General features: G+C 59.7%; 18 protein-coding genes. 9 read left to right on the top strand and 9 right to left on the bottom strand.

The features are described from left to right. Positions 1–42 precede the first annotated feature (42 nt). The 3 genes from ENTCL_RS14875 to ENTCL_RS14865 form a co-directional block, all read right to left on the bottom strand. On the bottom strand, positions 43–858 hold the full coding sequence (locus tag ENTCL_RS14875; RefSeq protein ID WP_013366971.1) for a Cof-type HAD-IIB family hydrolase: 816 nt from the start codon (positions 856–858) through the stop codon (positions 43–45). A gap of 170 nt (positions 859–1,028) precedes the next feature. Next, positions 1,029–3,461, bottom strand: a complete 2,433-nt coding sequence (locus ENTCL_RS14870; protein WP_013366970.1) for a formate C-acetyltransferase/glycerol dehydratase family glycyl radical enzyme — start codon at positions 3,459–3,461, stop codon at positions 1,029–1,031. 4 nt (positions 3,462–3,465) lie between these two features. Beyond that, a complete protein-coding gene (locus ENTCL_RS14865; protein ID WP_013366969.1) occupies positions 3,466–4,365 on the bottom strand; it encodes a glycyl-radical enzyme activating protein in 900 nt (299 codons plus the stop codon). Positions 4,366–4,499: 134 nt separating this feature from the next. On the opposite strand from ENTCL_RS14865, the gene fsa reads away from it, so the two are divergent. Further along, positions 4,500–5,162: a fructose-6-phosphate aldolase gene (gene fsa / locus ENTCL_RS14860; RefSeq protein ID WP_013366968.1), complete on the top strand. Its 663-nt coding sequence runs from the start codon at positions 4,500–4,502 to the stop codon at positions 5,160–5,162. A gap of 38 nt (positions 5,163–5,200) precedes the next feature. On the opposite strand, the gene moeB is transcribed toward fsa, so the two are convergent. Both moeB and moeA read right to left on the bottom strand, forming a co-directional pair. Then, positions 5,201–5,953, bottom strand: coding sequence for a molybdopterin-synthase adenylyltransferase MoeB (moeB, locus tag ENTCL_RS14855; RefSeq protein ID WP_013366967.1), 753 nt, complete (start codon positions 5,951–5,953; stop codon positions 5,201–5,203). After that, the gene (moeA, locus tag ENTCL_RS14850) at positions 5,953–7,188 is read right to left on the bottom strand and encodes a molybdopterin molybdotransferase MoeA (protein ID WP_013366966.1); all 1,236 of its coding nucleotides are present in this window, start codon (positions 7,186–7,188) and stop codon (positions 5,953–5,955) included. Before moeA ends, moeB begins: the two co-directional genes overlap by 1 nt. A gap of 191 nt (positions 7,189–7,379) precedes the next feature. Here moeA and iaaA point away from each other — a divergent pair, with 191 nt between their 5' ends. Genes iaaA through gsiD form a run of 5 tightly spaced genes read left to right on the top strand, consistent with a single transcriptional unit; the run spans position 7,380 to position 13,588 of the window. Further along, on the top strand, positions 7,380–8,327 hold the full coding sequence (iaaA, locus tag ENTCL_RS14845; protein WP_013366965.1) for a beta-aspartyl-peptidase: 948 nt from the start codon (positions 7,380–7,382) through the stop codon (positions 8,325–8,327). A 5-nt stretch (positions 8,328–8,332) separates the two neighbouring features. Then, the gene (gene gsiA / locus ENTCL_RS14840) at positions 8,333–10,201 is read left to right on the top strand and encodes a glutathione ABC transporter ATP-binding protein GsiA (RefSeq protein ID WP_013366964.1); all 1,869 of its coding nucleotides are present in this window, start codon (positions 8,333–8,335) and stop codon (positions 10,199–10,201) included. Between the two features lie 15 nt (positions 10,202–10,216). After that, complete coding sequence (gsiB, locus tag ENTCL_RS14835; RefSeq protein ID WP_013366963.1) at positions 10,217–11,755, top strand: glutathione ABC transporter substrate-binding protein GsiB; 1,539 nt, start codon at positions 10,217–10,219, stop codon at positions 11,753–11,755. Then, entirely contained in the window at positions 11,755–12,675 is a 921-nt protein-coding gene (gsiC, locus tag ENTCL_RS14830) for a glutathione ABC transporter permease GsiC (RefSeq protein WP_013366962.1), read from the top strand. Before gsiB ends, gsiC begins: the two co-directional genes overlap by 1 nt. Position 12,676: 1 nt before the next feature. Continuing rightward, positions 12,677–13,588 (top strand): glutathione ABC transporter permease GsiD, encoded by a 912-nt coding sequence (gene gsiD / locus ENTCL_RS14825; RefSeq protein WP_013366961.1) that lies wholly within the window; start codon positions 12,677–12,679, stop codon positions 13,586–13,588. A gap of 40 nt (positions 13,589–13,628) precedes the next feature. On the opposite strand, the gene rimO is transcribed toward gsiD, so the two are convergent. Further along, the gene (rimO, locus tag ENTCL_RS14820; RefSeq protein ID WP_013366960.1) at positions 13,629–14,954 is read right to left on the bottom strand and encodes a 30S ribosomal protein S12 methylthiotransferase RimO; all 1,326 of its coding nucleotides are present in this window, start codon (positions 14,952–14,954) and stop codon (positions 13,629–13,631) included. Positions 14,955–15,162: 208 nt separating this feature from the next. On the opposite strand from rimO, the gene ENTCL_RS23760 reads away from it, so the two are divergent. Beyond that, positions 15,163–15,333, top strand: a complete 171-nt coding sequence (locus tag ENTCL_RS23760; protein ID WP_013366959.1) for a hypothetical protein — start codon at positions 15,163–15,165, stop codon at positions 15,331–15,333. Positions 15,334–15,372: 39 nt separating this feature from the next. Here the strand turns inward: ENTCL_RS23760 and ENTCL_RS14815 are convergent, their stop codons facing one another. Beyond that, positions 15,373–16,293 (bottom strand): LysR family transcriptional regulator, encoded by a 921-nt coding sequence (locus ENTCL_RS14815; protein ID WP_013366958.1) that lies wholly within the window; start codon positions 16,291–16,293, stop codon positions 15,373–15,375. 227 nt (positions 16,294–16,520) lie between these two features. Between ENTCL_RS14815 and ampC the strand changes: the two genes are divergently transcribed. Continuing rightward, on the top strand, positions 16,521–17,681 hold the full coding sequence (gene ampC, locus ENTCL_RS14810) for a class C beta-lactamase (RefSeq protein WP_044612151.1): 1,161 nt from the start codon (positions 16,521–16,523) through the stop codon (positions 17,679–17,681). 29 nt (positions 17,682–17,710) lie between these two features. On the opposite strand, the gene ENTCL_RS14805 is transcribed toward ampC, so the two are convergent. Next, positions 17,711–17,941, bottom strand: a complete 231-nt coding sequence (locus ENTCL_RS14805) for a DUF2554 family protein (RefSeq protein WP_013366956.1) — start codon at positions 17,939–17,941, stop codon at positions 17,711–17,713. A gap of 244 nt (positions 17,942–18,185) precedes the next feature. On the opposite strand from ENTCL_RS14805, the gene ENTCL_RS14800 reads away from it, so the two are divergent. Further along, positions 18,186–18,569 (top strand): biofilm formation regulator BssR, encoded by a 384-nt coding sequence (locus tag ENTCL_RS14800; RefSeq protein WP_013366955.1) that lies wholly within the window; start codon positions 18,186–18,188, stop codon positions 18,567–18,569. A 56-nt stretch (positions 18,570–18,625) separates the two neighbouring features. Here the strand turns inward: ENTCL_RS14800 and ENTCL_RS14795 are convergent, their stop codons facing one another. Further along, positions 18,626–19,252 (bottom strand): glutathione S-transferase family protein, encoded by a 627-nt coding sequence (locus ENTCL_RS14795; protein WP_013366954.1) that lies wholly within the window; start codon positions 19,250–19,252, stop codon positions 18,626–18,628. Positions 19,253–19,355 lie beyond the last annotated feature (103 nt).

The following is a 19,355-nucleotide window of genomic DNA, read 5'->3' as shown; positions in this document are numbered from 1 at the left end:
GAAATAAGGAGGCTGCCGGAGCGTAAGCCCCGGCGGGCAGGGTCAGATGTCGAACGGAGAGGCGTTATCCAGTACGGCCTGAATGACGTTCAGCGCGCCGTCGTGGTTGTTGTCATCGGTCTGGTAGCGGGCGATATCCTTAATGCTTTGCCCCGCGTTGCCCATGGCGAACGCGTATTTCACCAGCCTGAGCATCTCCGCGTCGTTGCCGCTGTCGCCAATCGCCACGCACTGCTGCGGCGACAGCTGCCAGCGCTTGAGCAGGCGGCTGATGCCGTTGGCCTTATGCAGGCCGGGGATAATCAGGTCGACGAAGCCGAAACCGCTGGTCACCGGCTTCATAATGCCGTCGAGCGAGACGTGGAGTTTATCGATAAGCTGCGGAATATCGCTGTCCGGCAGGTTCAGCGAGAATTTAAACAGCTTGTCGTTAATCTCGCCGTAGCTGGCGACGCGCTGCAGGCGGTGGTAGTGCTTTGCCATCAGCGCCACGAACGCTTCCGGCGCGCGGTCGCTGATGTACGCGCTTTCCAGACCGCAGGCCACGAAGTTGAGCTGCGGGTCTTTCAGCAGTTCGCCGATGACAATCTGGGATTCATGGCGCGTCAGCTCGCCGTGGAACAGCTCCTGCCCGTGCATGTACACCAGCGCGCCGTTCTCCGCCACAAAGGAGATGCGATCGCGGATGTCGGGAAAGAAGGAGATAAGCTGGTAGTACTGGTTGCCGCTGGCGACGACGAATTCAATGCCGCGCTGCGTTAACTGTTCGAACTGCGCCAAAAAGCGTTCACGGTGGTACTGCTTGGCATCATTAAGAAAAGTTCCGTCCATGTCGGTGACGATAACTTTAACGGTCATACGAAGGCTCCTGGCTGTGACTGCGACCAGCAACATTCTAATTACAAGGTGATGGGATTCACAAATTTATTTCGAATGAAAGTACGAAAGCCAGGAGGCGATTGCGCCTTACCCGGCCTACAGAAGGACTTAACGATCGGCCCGGCAAGCGTGGCTGCCGGGCCGACGGACTACAGCGTGTGCTCCGTACGGGCGATGATATCGTCCTGCGCATCCGGGGACAGCGCGGTGAAGAAGGCCGAGTATCCCGCCACGCGCACCACCAGATCGCGATACTGGTCCGGATGTTTTTTCGCGTCCAGCAGCGTTTCGCGCGAGACGATGTTGTACTGGATATGCCAGCCCTTATGCACCTCAAAGAAGGTGCGCAGCAGCGCCATCAGCTTCTGGCGGTCGCTGTCGTTATCCAGCGTCGCCGGGTTCAGCTTCTGGTTGAGCAGCACGCCGCCGAGGATAGCCGACGTCGGCAGCTTACCGACAGAGCCAATAACCGCCGTCGGCCCCAGGTGGTCGGTGCCGGAGGCCGGGCTTGCGCCTTCCGCCAGCGGCGTTCTGGCCTTACGGCCGTCCGGCGTGGCCATGGTGGCGGCGCCAAACGGCACGTTTGCGGAAATGGACGAGGTCCCGGCGTAGTAATTGCCGCCAATCGGGCCGCGACCGTAGCGCGGGTTGTGGTACTGCCTGAGCTCATCGATATAGGTCTGATAGGCGCGAACCAGCAGAGCGTCAACGCTGTCATCGTCGTTGCCGTACTTCGGCGCGCCGTTGATCAGGCGCTGGCGCAGCTGTTCGTGGGTCAGGCCGTCAAAATCATCGGCCAGCGCCGCCGCCAGCTGCTGCTGGCCGATAGCGCCCTGTTCGAAGACCAGTTTTTTTACCGCCGCGAGGCTGTTGCCGAGGTTGGCGATCCCGACCTGCAGGCCGGAAACCCAGTCGTACTTCGCGCCGCCCTGCTTGATGCTCTTCGCCCGCTCGATGCAGTCGTCGACCAGCGCCGAGCAGAGAATATCGTGCACGTTCTCCTCCAGCATGGTGTCGACCACATATTCAATCTCAATCGACTTACGGGTGTAGTAGCGGATCTGCGTGTCCCACGCCGCCATCACCTCGTCGAAGCCCGTGAAGTTGCCCGCCGACAGCGCTTTCGCCTGCGGCAGGAAAATCTCGCCGCTGGTGGCGTCGCGTCCGCCTTCCAGCGCCGCCAGCATCACGCGGGCGAAGTTGATAAAGCTCATCCCGGTGCAGCGATAGCCCCATTTACCGCCGACGGCGGTTTCGATACAGCCGATAGCCGCGTAGTCGTAAGCGTCCTGCGGCTCAACGCCCAGCTTGATGAATTCCGGAATGACGATTTCATCGTTGTTGAAGGCCGGCATGCCGAAGCCGCAGCGGATCACCTGCACGCAGGCGTCGAGGAAGTCGTTGCTCATCCCGGCATGGTAGCGCACGCTCAGGTTCGGCTGGGTCGAGCGCAGGCGGCCGCAGGACTCCAGAATAGCGTAAGAAAGCGGGTTGACGGCGTCCTGCGGCTTGCCGTCCACCAGCCGCTGGCCGCCGATAGTGACGTTCTGGTACAGCGGGCTGCCGGCGGAGGCTTTCGAGTGCGAGCCGGAGCGAATTTTGTTCACCTCCAGCAGCTTCAGCCAGCAGCTGTGCAGCAGCTCGATGGCGTGTTCGCGATCGAGCGATTGATCGAGCTCGACGTCGCGGCGGTAGTACGGATACAGGTACTGATCCATTCGGCCAAACGACACCGAGTGGCCGTTGGATTCAATCTGCAGAATCAGCTGGATGAAGTAGCACAGCTGCAGCGCCTGCCAGAAGGTTTTCGGCGGCTCGTGGGCGATGATGTCGCAGTTTTCCACCATCGCCAGCAGCTCATCGCGGCGGGCTTTGCGCGCTTCGTCGGCGGCCATCGCGCGGGCGAGGTCGGCAAAGCGGGTGATGTGCAGGCTGACGGCCTCCAGTACGATATCAATGCCCTTCAGGAACTGCTCGCCGTGCAGATCGTCCAGCACCGTCAGGTTAATGCGCGAGCGGCGCTCGGCGACTTTCTCGCGCAGGCCGTCGAGCCCTTTCTCCAGCAGCAGCGGGAAGTTCACCGCCAGGTGCGCATCGCCGGAGGTCATATTGCCTTCGGCTTTGATGATGCCGGTCGCCAGCAGCGCCTTTTGCTCGTCGGTAAACATGCCGTAGCAGCGGTCCTGTACGGTTTGTCCGCGCCACCATGGGCATACCTCATGCAGCACGCGCTTATTTTCCTCACTGACGGAGAAACCGGCGCCCGGGCGATCGGCGAGATCGTCAATCTCTTTTTCTATCCAGCTGACGGTGTATTCCGGGAAGATGGGCGCGGCGCGCACTTCGCTTGCCTGGTTGCCGATGATGAGCTCGTCATGCTTGATCCAGATGGTTCGCTCGGCCAGGTGATGCGCCAGCGCCAGCGCGCGGCGTACCGGGACAGGCTTGTCCATGTGCTGCTGATACATGTCGGTATAGTGCTTTGCGCGCTCGGTGCACACCGGCGGTTTTACAATATGCACCAGCGCGTTTTTATGCGCCTTAATGCGGTCGGTCAGTTTATCAAGAATCAGCGTGGTCATGATGTTATCCTCGTAAGGTCGCGGTCAGCCCTTTTTCCCGGGCGATGCGCTGGGCAGCGTCCAGCAGTTCCGGGGCATTGAGCGGCTTGTCAGGGGCGGAATAGGGAAGGCCGAGCAGGTTGTATTTATTCATGCCCAGCGTGTGATACGGTAAAAAGTGAATATCCTGCGCGTGCAGTTCATCGGCGGCGAACGCGGTAATGGCGCGGATCGACGCTTCATCGGCGTTAAATCCCTGAATCAGCGGCACGCGGATGGTCATTGGCTTACCGGCAGCGGCGATGCGCCGGAGGTTATCGAGCACCCGCTTCGCTGAACCGTCCGTCCATTGCCGGAACACCGCGGGATCGACGTGCTTAAGGTCGGCAAGAAACAGGTCGATATAGGGTAGCGCCGGTTCAATATAGCGCCACGGCACGTGCAGGCAGGTCTCCACGGCGGTATGAATACCTGCGTCGTGGCTGGCTTTTAGCAGCGCAATGGCAAGCGTGGGGTTCATGAACGGCTCGCCGCCGGAGAGGGTCAGACCGCCGCCGCTGCGATCGTAGAACGGCTTATCGCGCAGCACGGTCGCCATTATTTCATCGACGCTTTTTTCTTCGCCGCAGACGGTCAACGCCTGGGTTGGGCAGCACTCTCTGAGCGCGGTAATATGCGTTTCGTTTAGCTTTTCGCGGTGGATGATGACCCCATTCAGCGCGCGCTCGATAACGCCGGGCGCCGCCTTCTGGCACAGACTGCAGCCGTCGAGGCACAGGCGCGGGTCGAGGAGCACATCCTCCGTTCGGGCGCGGCTTTCCGGGTTCTGGCACCAGCGGCAGCCCAGCGAGCAGCCTTTCATGAAGACCACGGTGCGAATACCGGGGCCGTCATGGGTGGAGTAGCGCTGAATATTGAAGATCATAGCTCACCTCATTTCTTTCGTATAAAGATTAAATTACTTTCGAATGAAAGTTATCTTGACGTGAGTCAACTAAGTGAGAGGTTTTGCTATGGTAGGGTTAAAGCATGCAGAATCTCACAGTTTGAGGAATGACCATGGAACTCTATCTTGATACGTCCGACGTGGCGGCAGTGAAAACATTGGCGCGCGTGTTCCCGCTGGCGGGGGTGACGACCAACCCCAGCATTGTCGCGGCAGGTAAAAAGCCGCTGGATGTCCTGTTGCCGGAGCTTCATGAGGCGCTGGGCGGTAAGGGCCGTCTGTTTGCCCAGGTGATGGCAACGACCGCCGAAGGGATGGTTGAGGACGCGCGTAAGCTGCGGGCTATCGTCAGTAATCTGGTGGTGAAAGTGCCCGTCACCGCAGAAGGGCTGGCGGCAATCAAAATGCTGAAGGCCGAAGGGATCCCGACGCTGGGCACCGCGGTGTACGGCGCGGCGCAGGGCATGCTTTCGGCGCTGGCCGGGGCGGAGTACGTAGCGCCTTACGTTAACCGCGTGGATGCGCAGGGCGGCGATGGTATTCAGACGGTGATGGAGCTGCAGCAACTGCTGACGCTGCATGCGCCGCAGTCGAAGGTGCTGGCCGCGAGCTTCAAGACGCCGCGTCAGGCGCTGGATTGTCTGCTGGCGGGCTGCGAGTCGATCACGCTGCCGCTGGATGTGGCGCAGCAGTTTATGACTTCACCGGCGGTAGATGCGGCGGTCGCGAAGTTTGAGCAGGACTGGCTGGGGGCATTTGGCAGAACGTCGATTTAACGCTGTTGCCGGGTAAGCGTAAGCGCCACCCGGCTTTTTTATTGGCCGCAGATGTCGCAATTTGGATTGCGCATCAGCTTCATCTCCCGGAACTGACAGGTCATCGCGTCATACATCACGATTTTTCCCGCCGCCGGGGTGCCGTACCCGCTCAGCAGCTTGATAGCTTCCATCGCCTGCAGCGAACCTATCACCCCGACCAGCGGCGCCATCACGCCCGCTTCGACGCAGGTCAGCGCATTCTCGCCGAACAGGCGGCTCAGACAGCGGTAGCACGGCTCGCCGTCGGCGTAGCGGAAGACGCTGATCTGACCCTCCATGCGGATCGCGGCGCCGGAAACCAGCGGCGTCTTGTGCTGAAAACAGCCGGCGTTGAGCTGGTTGCGGATCTGCACGTTGTCGGTACAGTCGAGCACCAGATCGTGGGCGGCGATTTCCGCCGCCAGCCCGTCGTCGTCTAACAGCGCGTTGATGCAGGTAAGCTTCACGTGCGGGTTGATGGCGCTGAGCGCCGCGCGCGCCGAGTCGACTTTCGGCTGGCCGAGGGTCGCTTCGCTGTGCAGCGTCTGGCGCTGCAGGTTAGAGAGCGAGACGGTGTCGAAGTCGAGCAGCGTCATGGCGCCGACGCCCGCCGCCGCCAGATACTGCGCGGCGGCGCAGCCGAGCCCGCCGAGCCCGACCACCAGAACGCGCGCGGCCTTGAGCGCCTCCTGACCGTCAAAATCAAACCCCCGCAGGATGATTTGCCGGTTGTAGCGCAGCATCTCCTGGTCGCTCAGCGCCTCCGTCATCACAGGCCTCCGAACAGCGGATTAAACGGCTCCACTTCGACCCATTCGCCCACTTCAACGTTGCCGCGGTCGCGCTCCAGCACGATAAAGCAGTTGCCCTGGCTAAAGGAGCTGAAAATGTGCGAGCCCTGATGACCGGTCGTCGAGACGCTCAGGTCGCCTTCGGCGTTGCGCGCGAGAATGCCGCGCTGGAAGTCGAGACGCCCCGGCGATTTTTTCAGCCGCGTGGCGGCGCGCACCCGCAGTCGCGGCGCCACGCCGGAGGCCGGATTGCCGCTCAGCGTCGCCAGCAGCGGCTGCACCAGCTGATAAAACGTCAGCGCCGCAGAGACCGGGTTGCCCGGCAGGCCGCAGAACCAGCTGTGCCTGAGCCTGCCGAAAGCGAACGGCTTGCCGGGCTTGATGGCCAGCTTCCAGAAGGCGATTTCCCCCAGCTCTTCCAGAATCGCTTTGGTGTAATCCGCTTCGCCCACCGAAACGCCGCCGGAGCTTATCACCACATCGGCCTGCGCATCGGCGCGGATAAACGCCTCGCGCAGCTGTTCCGGGGAGTCGGGGATAATGCCGAGATTAATCACCTCGCAGCCGAGCTGCTCCAGCATCAGGTGTACGGCAAGGCGGTTGGTATCGTAAATCTGTCCGGCTGCCAGCGGCCTGCCCGGCAGCTGCAGCTCGTCGCCGGTCGAGAACACCGCCACGCGGGTTTTGCGTACCACCTCGACGTCGGCGATGCCGAGCGAGGCCAGCACCGGCAGCTCCGCTACGGTCAGGCGGGTGCCGCGCGGGAAGACCACGCTGTCGGCGGCAATATCCTCACCGCGCAGGCGAATGTTTTGTCCTGGCTGGACGCTGGCGGTAAAGCGCACGCCGGCGTCGCTCTGTTCAGTCTCTTCCTGCATCACGACGGCGTCGCAGCCGACGGGCACCGGCGCGCCGGTCATGATGCGCACGCAGGTGCCTGCCGGCCACTCGCCGGAGAAGGGCTGTCCGGCGAAGGCTTTACCGGCGACCGGCAGCGGCTTATCGCTCTGCGCATCGGCCAGGCGTACCGCGTAACCGTCCATCGCCGAGTTATCAAAACCCGGCACGTCCAGCGGCGAAACGACCTCCCGGGCCGTGACGCGGCCAAAGGCCTGCGCCAGCGGCAGGGTTTCCGTATCGGTCAGCGGCGCGACCCGCGCAAGCATCTCCGCGAGCGCCGTTTCAAGCGGCATCAGTCCGGCATTAAAATCCATCAAATTTACTCCTGCGACCATTCGTCTAATCCGCCCATTATGGCAGAAAAAACCGCCGGACTGTATGCCACCTGCGGCGTAACCTTTACATCAGCAACGGCTCTTTCTATATTCAAAAATCGTCTAGGAGTGTCCGCACAATAATGATATTCATAGAAAAATGCGGGCCGGGATCTGAAGGGAATACGACGATGATAAAAGCGGTGATTGCGATTCATGGGGGGGCTGGCGCCATTAGCCGGGCGATGCTGACGCCCGCGCGCGAACAGGAATATGTGCAGGCGCTGTTTACGATTGTCCGCGCCGGGCAGTCAATGCTGGAAAACGGCGCCAGCGCGCTGGACTGCGTGACCGAAGCGGTGCGGCTGCTGGAGGAGTGTCCGCTGTTCAACGCCGGAATCGGATCCGTTTTTACCGCCGATGAAACCCACGAACTTGACGCCTGCGTGATGGACGGTTACTCCCTGCAGGCGGGCGCGGTGGCCGGGATCCAGCATTTGCGTAACCCGGTGCTGGCGGCGCGGCTGGTGCTGGAAAAGAGCCCGCACGTGCTGCTGATCGGCGCAGGCGCGGAAACGTTCGCCATCCGTCACGGCATGGCGCGCGTCGACAATGCGCTGTTTTCCACGGACGCGCGCTATGCTCAGCTGCTACAGGCCCGCGAGGCGCAGCAGGTGGCGCTCGACCACAGCGGCGCACCGCTCGACGAGCGCAGCAAAATGGGGACCGTCGGCGCGGTGGCGCTGGATTATGCCGGTAATCTGGCCGCCGCGACTTCGACCGGCGGCATGACCAACAAGCTGCCGGGACGGGTGGGCGACAGCCCAATCGTCGGCGCGGGCTGCTATGCCAACAACGCTAGCGTGGCGGTCTCCTGTACCGGCACGGGGGAGGTGTTTATGCGTACGCTGGCGGCGTATGACCTCTCCGCTCTGATGGAGTACGGCAATCTGAGCTTGCAGGAGGCCTGCGAGCGGGTGATTCTGGAAAAACTTCCGGCCCTTGGCGGCAGCGGTGGCGCTATCGCCATCGATCGCGAAGGCAATGTGGCGCTGCCGTTTAACAGCGAAGGTATGTACCGCGCATACGCTTACGCGGGCGACACGCCTTCCGTCGGCATTTACCGGGACCAGGAGTAGCCGCTGTGCCGCACAGTCATGAAATCGATGCCAGCGATGTGCTGGTGGTGCGCGATCTCAGTATCCGCTTTCAGCAGGAGCGGCAGGCCGTGTCCGCGGTCCGTCATCTCTCTTTTTCGCTTAAACGCGGCGAAACGCTGGCGATTGTCGGCGAGTCGGGGTCGGGCAAATCGGTCACCGCGCTGGCGCTGATGCGCCTGCTGGATAACACCGCGGCGGACGTCGACTGCGAGAGCGTGCTGCTGCGGCGGCGCAATCGCGAGGTGATTGAGCTCAACGCGCAGTCGCCTTCGCAAATGCGCCGCGTACGCGGAGCCGATATCGCCATGGTGTTTCAGGAGCCGATGACGTCGCTAAACCCGGTGTTTACCGTCGGCGCGCAGATTGCGGAATCCGTCCGGCTGCACCAGGGGCTCGGGCGGGACGAGGCCCTGAAGGAAGCGAAAAAGATGCTCGACCTGGTGCGTATTCCGGAGGCGGAAACCGTACTTTCCCGCTACCCGCACCAGCTCTCCGGCGGGATGCGCCAGCGGGTGATGATCGCCATGGCGCTCTCGTGCCGCCCGGCGGTGCTGATCGCCGATGAGCCGACCACGGCGCTGGATGTCACCATTCAGGCGCAGATCCTCCAGCTTATCGATGTGCTGCAAAAAGAGATGTCGATGGGGGTGATTTTTATCACCCACGATATGGGCGTGGTGGCGGATATTGCCGATCGCGTGCTGGTGATGTACCAGGGCGAGGCGGTGGAAACCGGCAGCGTGGAGCAGATCTTCAGCGCGCCGCAGCATCCCTATACCCGCGACCTGCTGGCGGCGGTGCCGCGGCTGGGGGCGATGCGGGGCTGCGACCTGCCGCGCCGATTCCCGCTTATCAATGCGGCGACGCACGCGCCCGAGCGCGAGCCGGAGCAGAATACCGTTATCCCCGGCGAGCCTGTCCTGCAGGTGCGCGACCTTGTGACCCGCTTTCCCCTGCGCAGCGGGCTGTTAAACCGCATTACCCGCGAAGTTCATGCGGTGGAGAAGGTGAGCTTCGATCTCTGGCCCGGGGAAACGCTGTCGCTGGTGGGCGAGTCCGGGTGCGGTAAATCCACCACCGGGCGCGCGCTGCTGCGGCTGGTGGACTCGCAGAGCGGCACGATAGTCTTCAACGGCGAGCGCATCGATACGCTGAAAGCCGGACAGCTTCAGCCGCTGCGCCGCGATATTCAGTTTATTTTCCAGGACCCGTGGGCGTCGCTCGACCCGCGCCAGACGGTGGGCTACTCGGTGATGGAGCCGCTGCGGGTGCACGGGGTGATGTCGCAGGAAGATGCCCAGCGGCGGGTGGCGTGGCTGCTGGAGCGCGTCGGCCTGCTGCCGGAGCATGCCTGGCGCTATCCGCACGAGTTTTCCGGTGGCCAGCGTCAGCGGATTTGCATTGCCAGAGCGCTGGCGCTCAACCCGAAGGTGGTGATCGCCGACGAGGCCGTTTCGGCGCTGGACGTGTCGATTCGCGCGCAAATCATCAACCTGCTGCTGGATTTGCAGCGGGAGATGGGCATGGCGTACCTGTTTATTTCCCACGATATGGCGGTGGTCGAACGCATCAGCCATCGCGTGGCGGTGATGTACCGCGGGCGGATCGTGGAGATGGGGCCGCGCCGCGCCGTATTTGAGAACCCGCAGCACCCGTATACCCGCAAACTGATGGCGGCCGTTCCGGTGGCCGACCCGACGCACCAGCGTCCGCAGCGCGTGCTGCTGTCGGACGAGCTGCCCGGAAACATCTATCGGCGGGGGGAAGAGATTGCCAGCGTTCCGCTGCAGCAGGTCAGCCCCGGCCACTTTGTGGCGCGTGAGGATGCCGTCAGCGCGCTGTCGCGCTTATAACTTCAGGAGAACAACATGACACAACGCGTTTCTGGTAAATGGCTGCTGGCGCTCGGCGCACTCTCCGCGCTGGCGGCATCCCCGGCGTTTGCGGCCAAAGATGTGGTGGTGGCGGTGGGCTCGAACTTCACCACCCTGGACCCATATGACGCCAACGATACGCTGTCGCAGGCGGTGGCCAAATCGTTCTATCAGGGGCTGTTTGGTCTCGATAAAGACATGAAGCTGATTAACGTGCTGGCCGACAGCTACACCGTATCGGCGGATGGCCTGGTGTATACCATCAGGCTGCGTCAGGGGGTGAAGTTCCAGGACGGCACCGATTTTAACGCCGGGGCGGTGAAGGCGAACCTCGATCGCGCCAGCAATCCGGACAGCCACCTTAAGCGCTACAACCTGTACAAAGACATCGCCAGCACTGAGGCGGTCGACCCGTCGACGGTAAAAGTGACCCTTAAGCAGCCGTTCTCCGCGTTTATCAATATTCTTGCCCATCCGGCAACGGCGATGATCTCACCGGCGGCGCTGAAGAAATATGGCAATGAAATCGGCTTTCATCCGGTCGGCACCGGGCCCTATCAGCTCGACACCTGGAACCAGACCGATTTTGTGAAGGTGAAGAAATTCCCCGGCTACTGGCAGCAGGGGCTGCCGAAGCTGGACACCATCACCTGGCGTCCGGTTGTCGATAACAATACCCGCGCGGCGATGCTGCAGACCGGCGAGGCGCAGTTTGCCTTCCCCATCCCTTATGAGCAGGCGGCGCTGCTGGCGAACAACAGCAAACTGGAGCTGGTGGCGAGCCCCTCTATCATGCAGCGCTATATCAGCATGAACGTGACGCAAAAGCCGTTTGATAATCCGAAGGTGCGCGAGGCCATCAACTACGCCATCAACCGCCAGGCGCTGGTGAAAGTCGCCTTCGCCGGTTACGCCACGCCGGCGACCGGCGTGGTGCCGCCGTCGATTGCCTACGCCCAGCAGTATCAGCCGTGGCCGTACGATCCGGCGAAAGCGCGGGCGCTGCTGAAAGAGGCGGGCTACCCGGACGGCTTTAGCACCACGCTGTGGTCGTCGCATAACCACAGCACCGCGCAGAAGGTGCTGCAGTTTACCCAGCAGCAGCTGGCGCAGGTGGGGATTAAGGCGCAGGTGACCGCAATGGATGCCGGCCAGCGCGCGGCGCAGGTTGAGGGTAAGGACCAGAAAGAGAGCGGCGTCAGGATGTTCTATACCGGCTGGTCGGCCTCCACCGGAGAGGCAGACTGGGCGCTGTCGCCGCTGTTCGCCTCGCAAAACTGGCCGCCGACGCTGTTTAACACCGCGTTTTACAGCAATCCGCAGGTGGATAAAGACCTGACCGACGCGCTGAAAACCAGCGATCCGCAGGCGAAGGCGCAACTGTATAAAGCCGCTCAGGATATCATCTGGAAAGAATCGCCGTGGGTGCCGCTGGTGGTGGAGAAACTGGTGTCCGCGCACAGTAAAAACCTCACCGGCTTTTACATTATGCCGGATACCGGGTTTAGCTTTGAGGAGGCCGACCTGAAGTAATGCTCAACTATGTCATTAAGCGACTGCTGGGGCTGATCCCGACCCTGCTGATTGTGGCGGTGCTGGTGTTTTTGTTTGTGCACATGCTGCCGGGCGATCCGGCGCGGCTGGCGGCCGGGCCGGAGGCTGACGCCCAGGTGGTAGCACTGGTGCGGCACCAGCTGGGGCTGGATCAGCCGCTGCACGTCCAGTTCTGGAACTATATCGGCAACGTTCTGCAGGGGGATTTCGGCATTTCGATGGTCTCGCGCAGGCCCGTTTCCGAAGAGATAGCCAGCCGCTTTCTGCCGACGCTCTGGCTGACGCTGACCAGTATGGCGTGGGCGGTGATTTTCGGCATGGCGATGGGGGTGGCCGCTGCGGTCTGGCGCAACCGCTGGCCCGATCGTCTGGGCATGGCGATCGCGGTCACCGGCATCTCTTTCCCGGCCTTTGCGCTCGGCATGCTGCTGATGCAGGTGTTTTCGGTCGAGCTGGGCTGGCTGCCGACGGTCGGCGCCGACGGCTGGCGGCACTACATCCTCCCCTCCATTACGCTCGGCGCAGCGGTCGCGGCGGTAATGGCGCGCTTTACCCGCGCGTCGTTCGTTGAGGTGCTGAATGAGGACTATATGCGCACCGCCCGGGCGAAAGGGGTGAGCGAAACGCGGGTGGTGCTCAAACATGGCCTGCGCAATGCGATGATTCCGGTGGTGACGATGATGGGGCTGCAGTTCGGTTTTCTGCTCGGCGGCTCTATCGTGGTGGAAAAGGTGTTTAACTGGCCGGGACTCGGGCGTTTGCTGGTGGACTCGGTGGAAATGCGCGATTATCCGGTGATCCAGGCGGAAGTGCTGCTGTTTTCGCTGGAGTTTATTCTTATTAATCTGGTGGTGGACGTGCTCTATGCGGCCATCAACCCGACGATCAGGTACAAGTAAGGTGCGACTGTTTAACTGGCGGCGCCAGGCGGTAATGAACGCGATGCCGATGCTGACATCGGGCCAGGTGCGAACGCCGTGGCATGAGTTCTGGCGGCGTTTTCGCCGCCAGCCCGTGGCGATGGCGGCGGGGATCTTTGTCCTGCTGCTGATTGTGGTGGCGATCATCGCCCCGTGGATAGCGCCGTTCGATGCCGAAAACTATTTTGACTATGACCGTCTGAACGAAGGGCCGTCGCTGCTGCACTGGTTCGGCGTCGATTCGCTGGGGCGGGATATCTTCAGCCGGGTGCTGGTCGGCGCGCAGATCTCGCTGGCCGCCGGGGTGTTTGCGGTGCTGATCGGCGCGGCGATAGGTACGGTGCTGGGGCTGGTGGCCGGATACTACGAGGGCTGGTGGGATCGCATTATCATGCGTCTGTGCGACGTGCTGTTCGCCTTTCCCGGCATTCTGCTGGCGATTGCGGTGGTGGCCGTGATGGGCAGCGGCATGGCGAACGTGATCGTCGCGGTGGCGATTTTCTCGGTACCGGCCTTTGCCCGCCTGGTGCGCGGCAACACGCTGGTGCTTAAGCAGCAGACGTTTATCGAGTCAGCGCGCAGCATCGGCGCCAGCGACGGCGTCATTCTGTTCCACCATATTCTGCCCGGAACGGTGTCGTCGATTGTGGTCTATTTCACCATGCGCATCGGGGTGTCGATTATCTCCGCCGCCAGCCTGTCGTTTCTCGGGCTGGGCGCGCAACCGCCGACGCCGGAGTGGGGCGCGATGCTGAACGAGGCGCGGGCCGATATGGTGATTGCGCCGCACGTTGCGCTGTTTCCGGCGCTGGCGATTTTTCTGACGGTGCTGGCGTTCAATTTGCTGGGGGATGGGCTGCGCGACGCGCTGGACCCGAAGATTAAGGGGTAGGGTGTAAACCCTCTCCGGGGGAGAGGGTTTACAGAGGGGGTCAGGCCCGGCTACCCCACAGATCGTACTCGTCGGCGTGTTCGACCTTAACGCGCAGCACGTCGCCCGGCTTGACGCGCGTTTCACCGTTCAGGTACACCGCGCCGTCGATTTCCGGGGCATCCGCCATGCTGCGGCCGATGGCGCCTTCTTCGTCGACTTCATCAATGATAACCATGATTTCGCGACCGATCTTCTCCTGCAGGCGCTCGGCGGAAATTTGCTGCTGCAGCTGCATGAAGCGGTTCCAGCGTTCCTCTTTTACCTCTTCCGGCACCTGGTCGGCCAGCTCGTTCGCGGCGGCGCCTTCGACCGGGCTGTACTTAAAGCAGCCGACGCGGTCCAGGCGCGCTTCTTTGAGGAAATCGAGCAGCATCTGGAAATCGTCTTCCGTTTCGCCCGGGAAGCCGACGATAAAGGTCGAGCGCAGGGTCAGTTCCGGGCAGATTTCGCGCCACTGCTTAATGCGCGCGAGCTGACGGTCAACGGAGCCCGGGCGCTTCATCAGCTTCAGGATACGCGGGCTGGCGTGCTGCAGCGGGATGTCGAGGTACGGCAGGATTTTGCCTTCGGCCATCAGCGGGATCACGTCGTCCACGTGCGGGTACGGATAGACGTAGTGCAGACGCACCCAGACGCCGAGTTTCGCCAGCTGCTCACACAGGCTGACCATGCTGGTTTTCACCGGCTCGCCGTTGTAAAAGCCGGTACGGTGCTTCACGTCGACGCCGTAGGCTGAAGTATCCTGAGAGATGACCAGCAGCTCTTTGACGCCAGCGTCCGCCAGGCGTTTGGCTTCGGCCAGCACATCGCCGATCGGGCGGCTGTCGAGGTCGCCGCGCATGGACGGAATGATGCAGAAGGTGCAGCGATGGTTGCAGCCTTCGGAAATCTTAAGATAAGCGTAGTGACGCGGCGTCAGCTTCACGCCCTGTTCCGGCACCAGGCTCAGGAACGGGTTGTGCTGCGGCTTCGGCACGTAGTGATGCACGTGCTGCAGTACCTGCTCGTAGCTGTGCGGCCCGGTTATCTCCAGCACTTTCGGATGCACTTCGCGGATTTGATCCTCTTTGGCGCCCAGGCAGCCGGTGACGATCACTTTGCCGTTCTCTTTCAGCGCTTCGCCGATAGCCTCCAGGGACTCCTGCACCGCGCTGTCGATAAAGCCGCAGGTGTTAACGATAACCATATCGGCGTTATCGTAGCTTGGCACCACGTCGTAGCCTTCGGTACGCAGCTCGGTGAGGATGCGCTCAGAGTCGACGAGGTTTTTGGGACAGCCCAGGGAGACGAAGCCGATCTTCGGCTGCTGCGTTACATTGCTCATAGCTTAAAAAATGTTCAATTATTGGAATGGTCAGGGCAGGGATTGTACAGATTTCCTCGTCGGATTTATACAGGATCTGTGTGCTTGCGGACGGTGCCTGTCCCGCATAGCCCATTAGTGTTACTAATCCCAGCTTTAAGCGCTGCTTATTGGATGGAGTGGTCAAATATTGTACTATTGTTGCTCATTAACTATCATGAGGCACCCAATGAGAGATATTTATTTACAGTCAAAGTTGCAAATGGCAAAAACGCTGCATGCAAACGGCGTTGATTTACTTTGTATCGTTGTCGCCACCGGACTGACTCGTCCGAAACTTATCGCCGAGTTAAACATCGTCAACAAGACAAACAAACCGCAGAAAATAAAGATGTACTAAGCGTTACACCACCATACTCAGTTATTTTACCCAACGACATCATCCGGGTACCGCCGCCAGCATATCGACCAGCACTGAAAAGAGCAGTTTATTTATTTCCTTCCTTGATGCGGCATAAATACTGAATTGTGGTAATGGAAAAGGTGGCTCTAATTTCTTTAAGTGGTACATGTCAGCATAGGTCGCAAACGCTTTTTCGGGAATGATACCTAAACAATTGGTTTTCGAGACGATCATTAAAATAGAGGCAAAGGACGTCGTGAGCAGGCAACGCTCATTGGAACGGAATTTTTTATCAAAGAGAGTCCTATAATAAATGATCTTCTCATTTTTCGTATTATAACCCACCAGACAGGCATCTCTGATCATCGCTTCGGTGATGGTATCGTCATAGAGCGTATTGTGTTGAGAGGCGACCAGCACCAGCTTGATGTTGCTGACCTTCTGGCAGCTGATATTGCCGTTCTCAATGTCAAAAATTGAAAAAACAACGTCCGCCTGTCGCATATTGAGCAGCTCGATAATCCGCGCTTCGCTCAGGTCATCGGTGCGGTGCAGCAGGCTGATATTGGCATCCATCGAGATAATCTTTTCGGTCAATTCAGGGACAATAAGCGGAGAGATAAAGGATTCTGTATATAATGTCAGCCTTTTCTTTGGGGCCAGTGAAGATATCGGTAATACAGCAGATAATTCGTCAATGAGCGGGATGATATTATCATAAAGCTCATCAGAGAATACGGTAGGTAAAAGAATATTACCGCGGCGGACAAATAAATTATCACCCATCATTTCACGCAGCTTTCGCAATGACTGGCTGATCGCAGAGGGGGAAATCTCCAGCATATCGGCCACCTTGCTAATGCTTCCTGCGCTATATATCAGGCAAAAAATAGTCAGCAAATTCAGATCAATTTTGCTCAGTGAACAAATTTTTTCCGAAACGGGAATCGTAGACATAAAACCCCTGAGCGTCAGCATAGCCACCGTGAGCGTCTATCAAAAATAGCATGCAGCAGACGCTTATGCGTACCGCCCCACAGCGCGTGGGCGGGGCGCGGGGCAATCAGCAGGAAAATTTCACGTAAGAATTGCGCCCGGGCGGGCTTTTCGGCTTAATGGCGCAGGCAACATGCGTTCACATGAGAATTCGAGGAGAAAAGATGACGAACACACAGGGCAGCGCTATGTGGAGTACACGACCTGTCGCCCCGCTGGTGATGGCCGCCGCGCTGCTGATGGCGTCAAACACCGCGATGGCGGAAAAGACGCAAAACCTCGATGAGCTGGTGAACAGCACCATTACGCCGCTGATGAAACAGCAGGACATCCCGGGGATGGCGGTTGCCGTGATCGTGGACGGTAAAACGCACATTTACCATTACGGACTGGCCGACGTGAAAAACCAGCGTCCGGTCACGGACGATACGCTGTTTGAGCTGGGGTCGGTCAGTAAAACCTTTACCGGCATTGCCGGCGGTTACGCCGTACAAAGCGGTATTCTGCGTCTCAATGACCCCGTCGCCCGCTATGCGCCGCAGCTGACCTCGCCGCAGTGGCGGAAGATAACCATGCTGCAGCTGGCCACCTATACCGCAGGCGGTCTGCCGCTTCAGGTGCCGGATGATGTCGATAATACCGACGCGCTATGGCTCTACTACCAGCACTGGCGACCCCAGTGGACGCCAGGAACCCAGCGCCAGTATTCCAATGCCAGTATCGGCCTGTTTGGCGCTCTGGCGGTGAAGAACAGCGGTCTGTCGTTTGACGCGTTCATGAAGCAGCACGTTTTCACGCCGCTGCAGCTGAACCATACCTGGATAAACGTACCGGCAGAGGCGGAAAAAGACTATGCCTGGGGATATCGTAACGGCCAGCCTGTGCGGGTGAGCCCGGGCATGCTTGACGCGGAGGCCTACGGCGTCAAAACCACCGTGAAGGATATGGCGGCGTTTATGCAGGCGAATATCGACCCTGAGGCGCTGGCGGCGAAAGAAGCGGGGCTGGCGAAGGCTATCGCTATTGCGCAAACGGGGTACTACAAAATTGGCGATATGTACCAGGGACTGGGCTGGGAAATGTATCCGTGGCCTGCCGATGCCGAAAAGGTGATTACCGCCAGCGGTAACGATTTGGCGCTCAAAGCGCGCCCGGCGAAACGGCTGTCGCCGTCGCGTCCGGTAACGGCGGCGACCTGGCTGCACAAAACCGGCAGTACCAACGGTTTTGGCGCCTACATCGTTTTCATCCCGGAAAAGAAAGTCGGTATTGTGATGCTGGCGAATAAGAATTATCCGAATCCGGCGCGGGTGAGCGCCGCCTGGCAGATCCTGCAAAAGCTGCCGTAAGACGACGCCTCCCGGCATCGGGGGGCGGGTCAGAGAGAGTGCGTTTCTGGTTTGCGGGATTTGACCCAGTGATGATTCTCCCGCAGATCGTCGGCGACCTCCTGAGCGCGGGCGCGAATATCATCGCTGTCCGCGCTGTGCCGCAGCTGATGGTCGGCATTCTGAATTTTGTAATACTCATGCCCCTGGCGATTCGCCAGCACTTGCCCGGAGAACAGCGCGCCCAGCAGCAGCATGACCGATAACCCTTTCTTGAACATTTCAGCACCGTCGGAACAGGAGACGGGGGCACTATACCAATAGTTTCGTAAAGTAACTATTCAACTACCCAAATGAATCCTCAACGAATGTTGATAATATCGACAGGTCGTTAATAACTTACTCTGTAATAAAGACTTTTTATAAAATTGTTAATCAATGATTAAATATTGACCTTGCGCATCATTCTGTTCAGAAAATGACCATACTATAACAGTGGTAATGGACAACACAGGAGGGAAATGCATGAACGTTGACAGACTGAAACGCAACCTCATGGACAAGCTGGTGAACGCCCGTATCGATATTGCAGCGTACCTCCAGCTCCGGCGTGCGAAAGGATATATGTCAGTCAGCGAGAATGACCATCTGCGTGATAACTTGTTTGAGCTCTGTGCTGAACTGCGCGATAAACGCGCGCTCATTGCACCCTCGGTAACGCCGCAGCAGCAAGAGGCGTTACATATGGCCGGAGAGGCCATGGCGTCTGCCGCCGTTTGTCTGATGACCGGGCACCATGATTGCCCTTTGTATATTGCTGTTAACGTAGAGACACTCGGGCGCTGCCTGACCACATTGGATAACAGCATTCAGGATATGAATGCTCCCGCGCCGATGGTGCGGGTGTAACGTCAAGGGGGAGCGAGCTCCCCCTTGTTTTGTCGTATTGATGCTTAACGCACGCCTCAGGATACCGGGATCATCACGACGTTCTGGTAAGCCGGGCGGCGGGCCAACTGCTGGTACCAGCGCTGCAGGTTAGGGTGCGGCTGCCAGCGGTGAACGGTTTCCAGCAGGTTGTAGATAAAGGGCGCGACGGCGAGGTCGCCGAGACCGAATTCGCGACCGGAGAGCCATGGCGATTGCGCCAGCGCATCATCCAGCATGACGAACAGCGATTCACACTGCGCGATGGCGGCGTCAATTGCGGCCATGTCGCGTTTTTCCGGCGGAGTTCTGACCAGCCCCATCAGAATCACCCTGTGCGCAGGCGACAGCGTCTGATTCGCCCAGTCCATCCACTTTTCACCTTCGGCGCGCTGTGCCGGAGACTCCACCCACAGGCGATTTTGCCCGTACTGAGCGGCGAGATAGCGGACGATGGTATTTGATTCCCACAGGGTTATCTGCGTTTCGTCATCCACCAGCAGCGGCACCAGGCCGTTGGGGTTTTTGGATAAAAACGCCGGGTCATGATTGAGACCAAACTGACCTCCCGCCAGGATCTGGTTATACGGCAGTTCCAGCTCTTCCAGAATCCAGCGCACCTTTTTGACGTTCGTCGAATTGTTTCTGCCCCACAGCGTAATCATGAATCACTCCCGGTTGCGTAACGATGTTGTTGAGCGCCCATGGTGGGGTAAAGTAAATTCTCAGGCAACCATCACGAAAAAAATTGTGTGTAATTCAGCACAA

The sequence above is a fragment of the [Enterobacter] lignolyticus SCF1 genome, from assembly GCF_000164865.1.
In the GTDB taxonomy this organism is placed as follows: Bacteria; Pseudomonadota; Gammaproteobacteria; order Enterobacterales; family Enterobacteriaceae; genus Enterobacter_B; species Enterobacter_B lignolyticus.
This window is presented reverse-complemented; position numbering and strand designations above follow the sequence as displayed.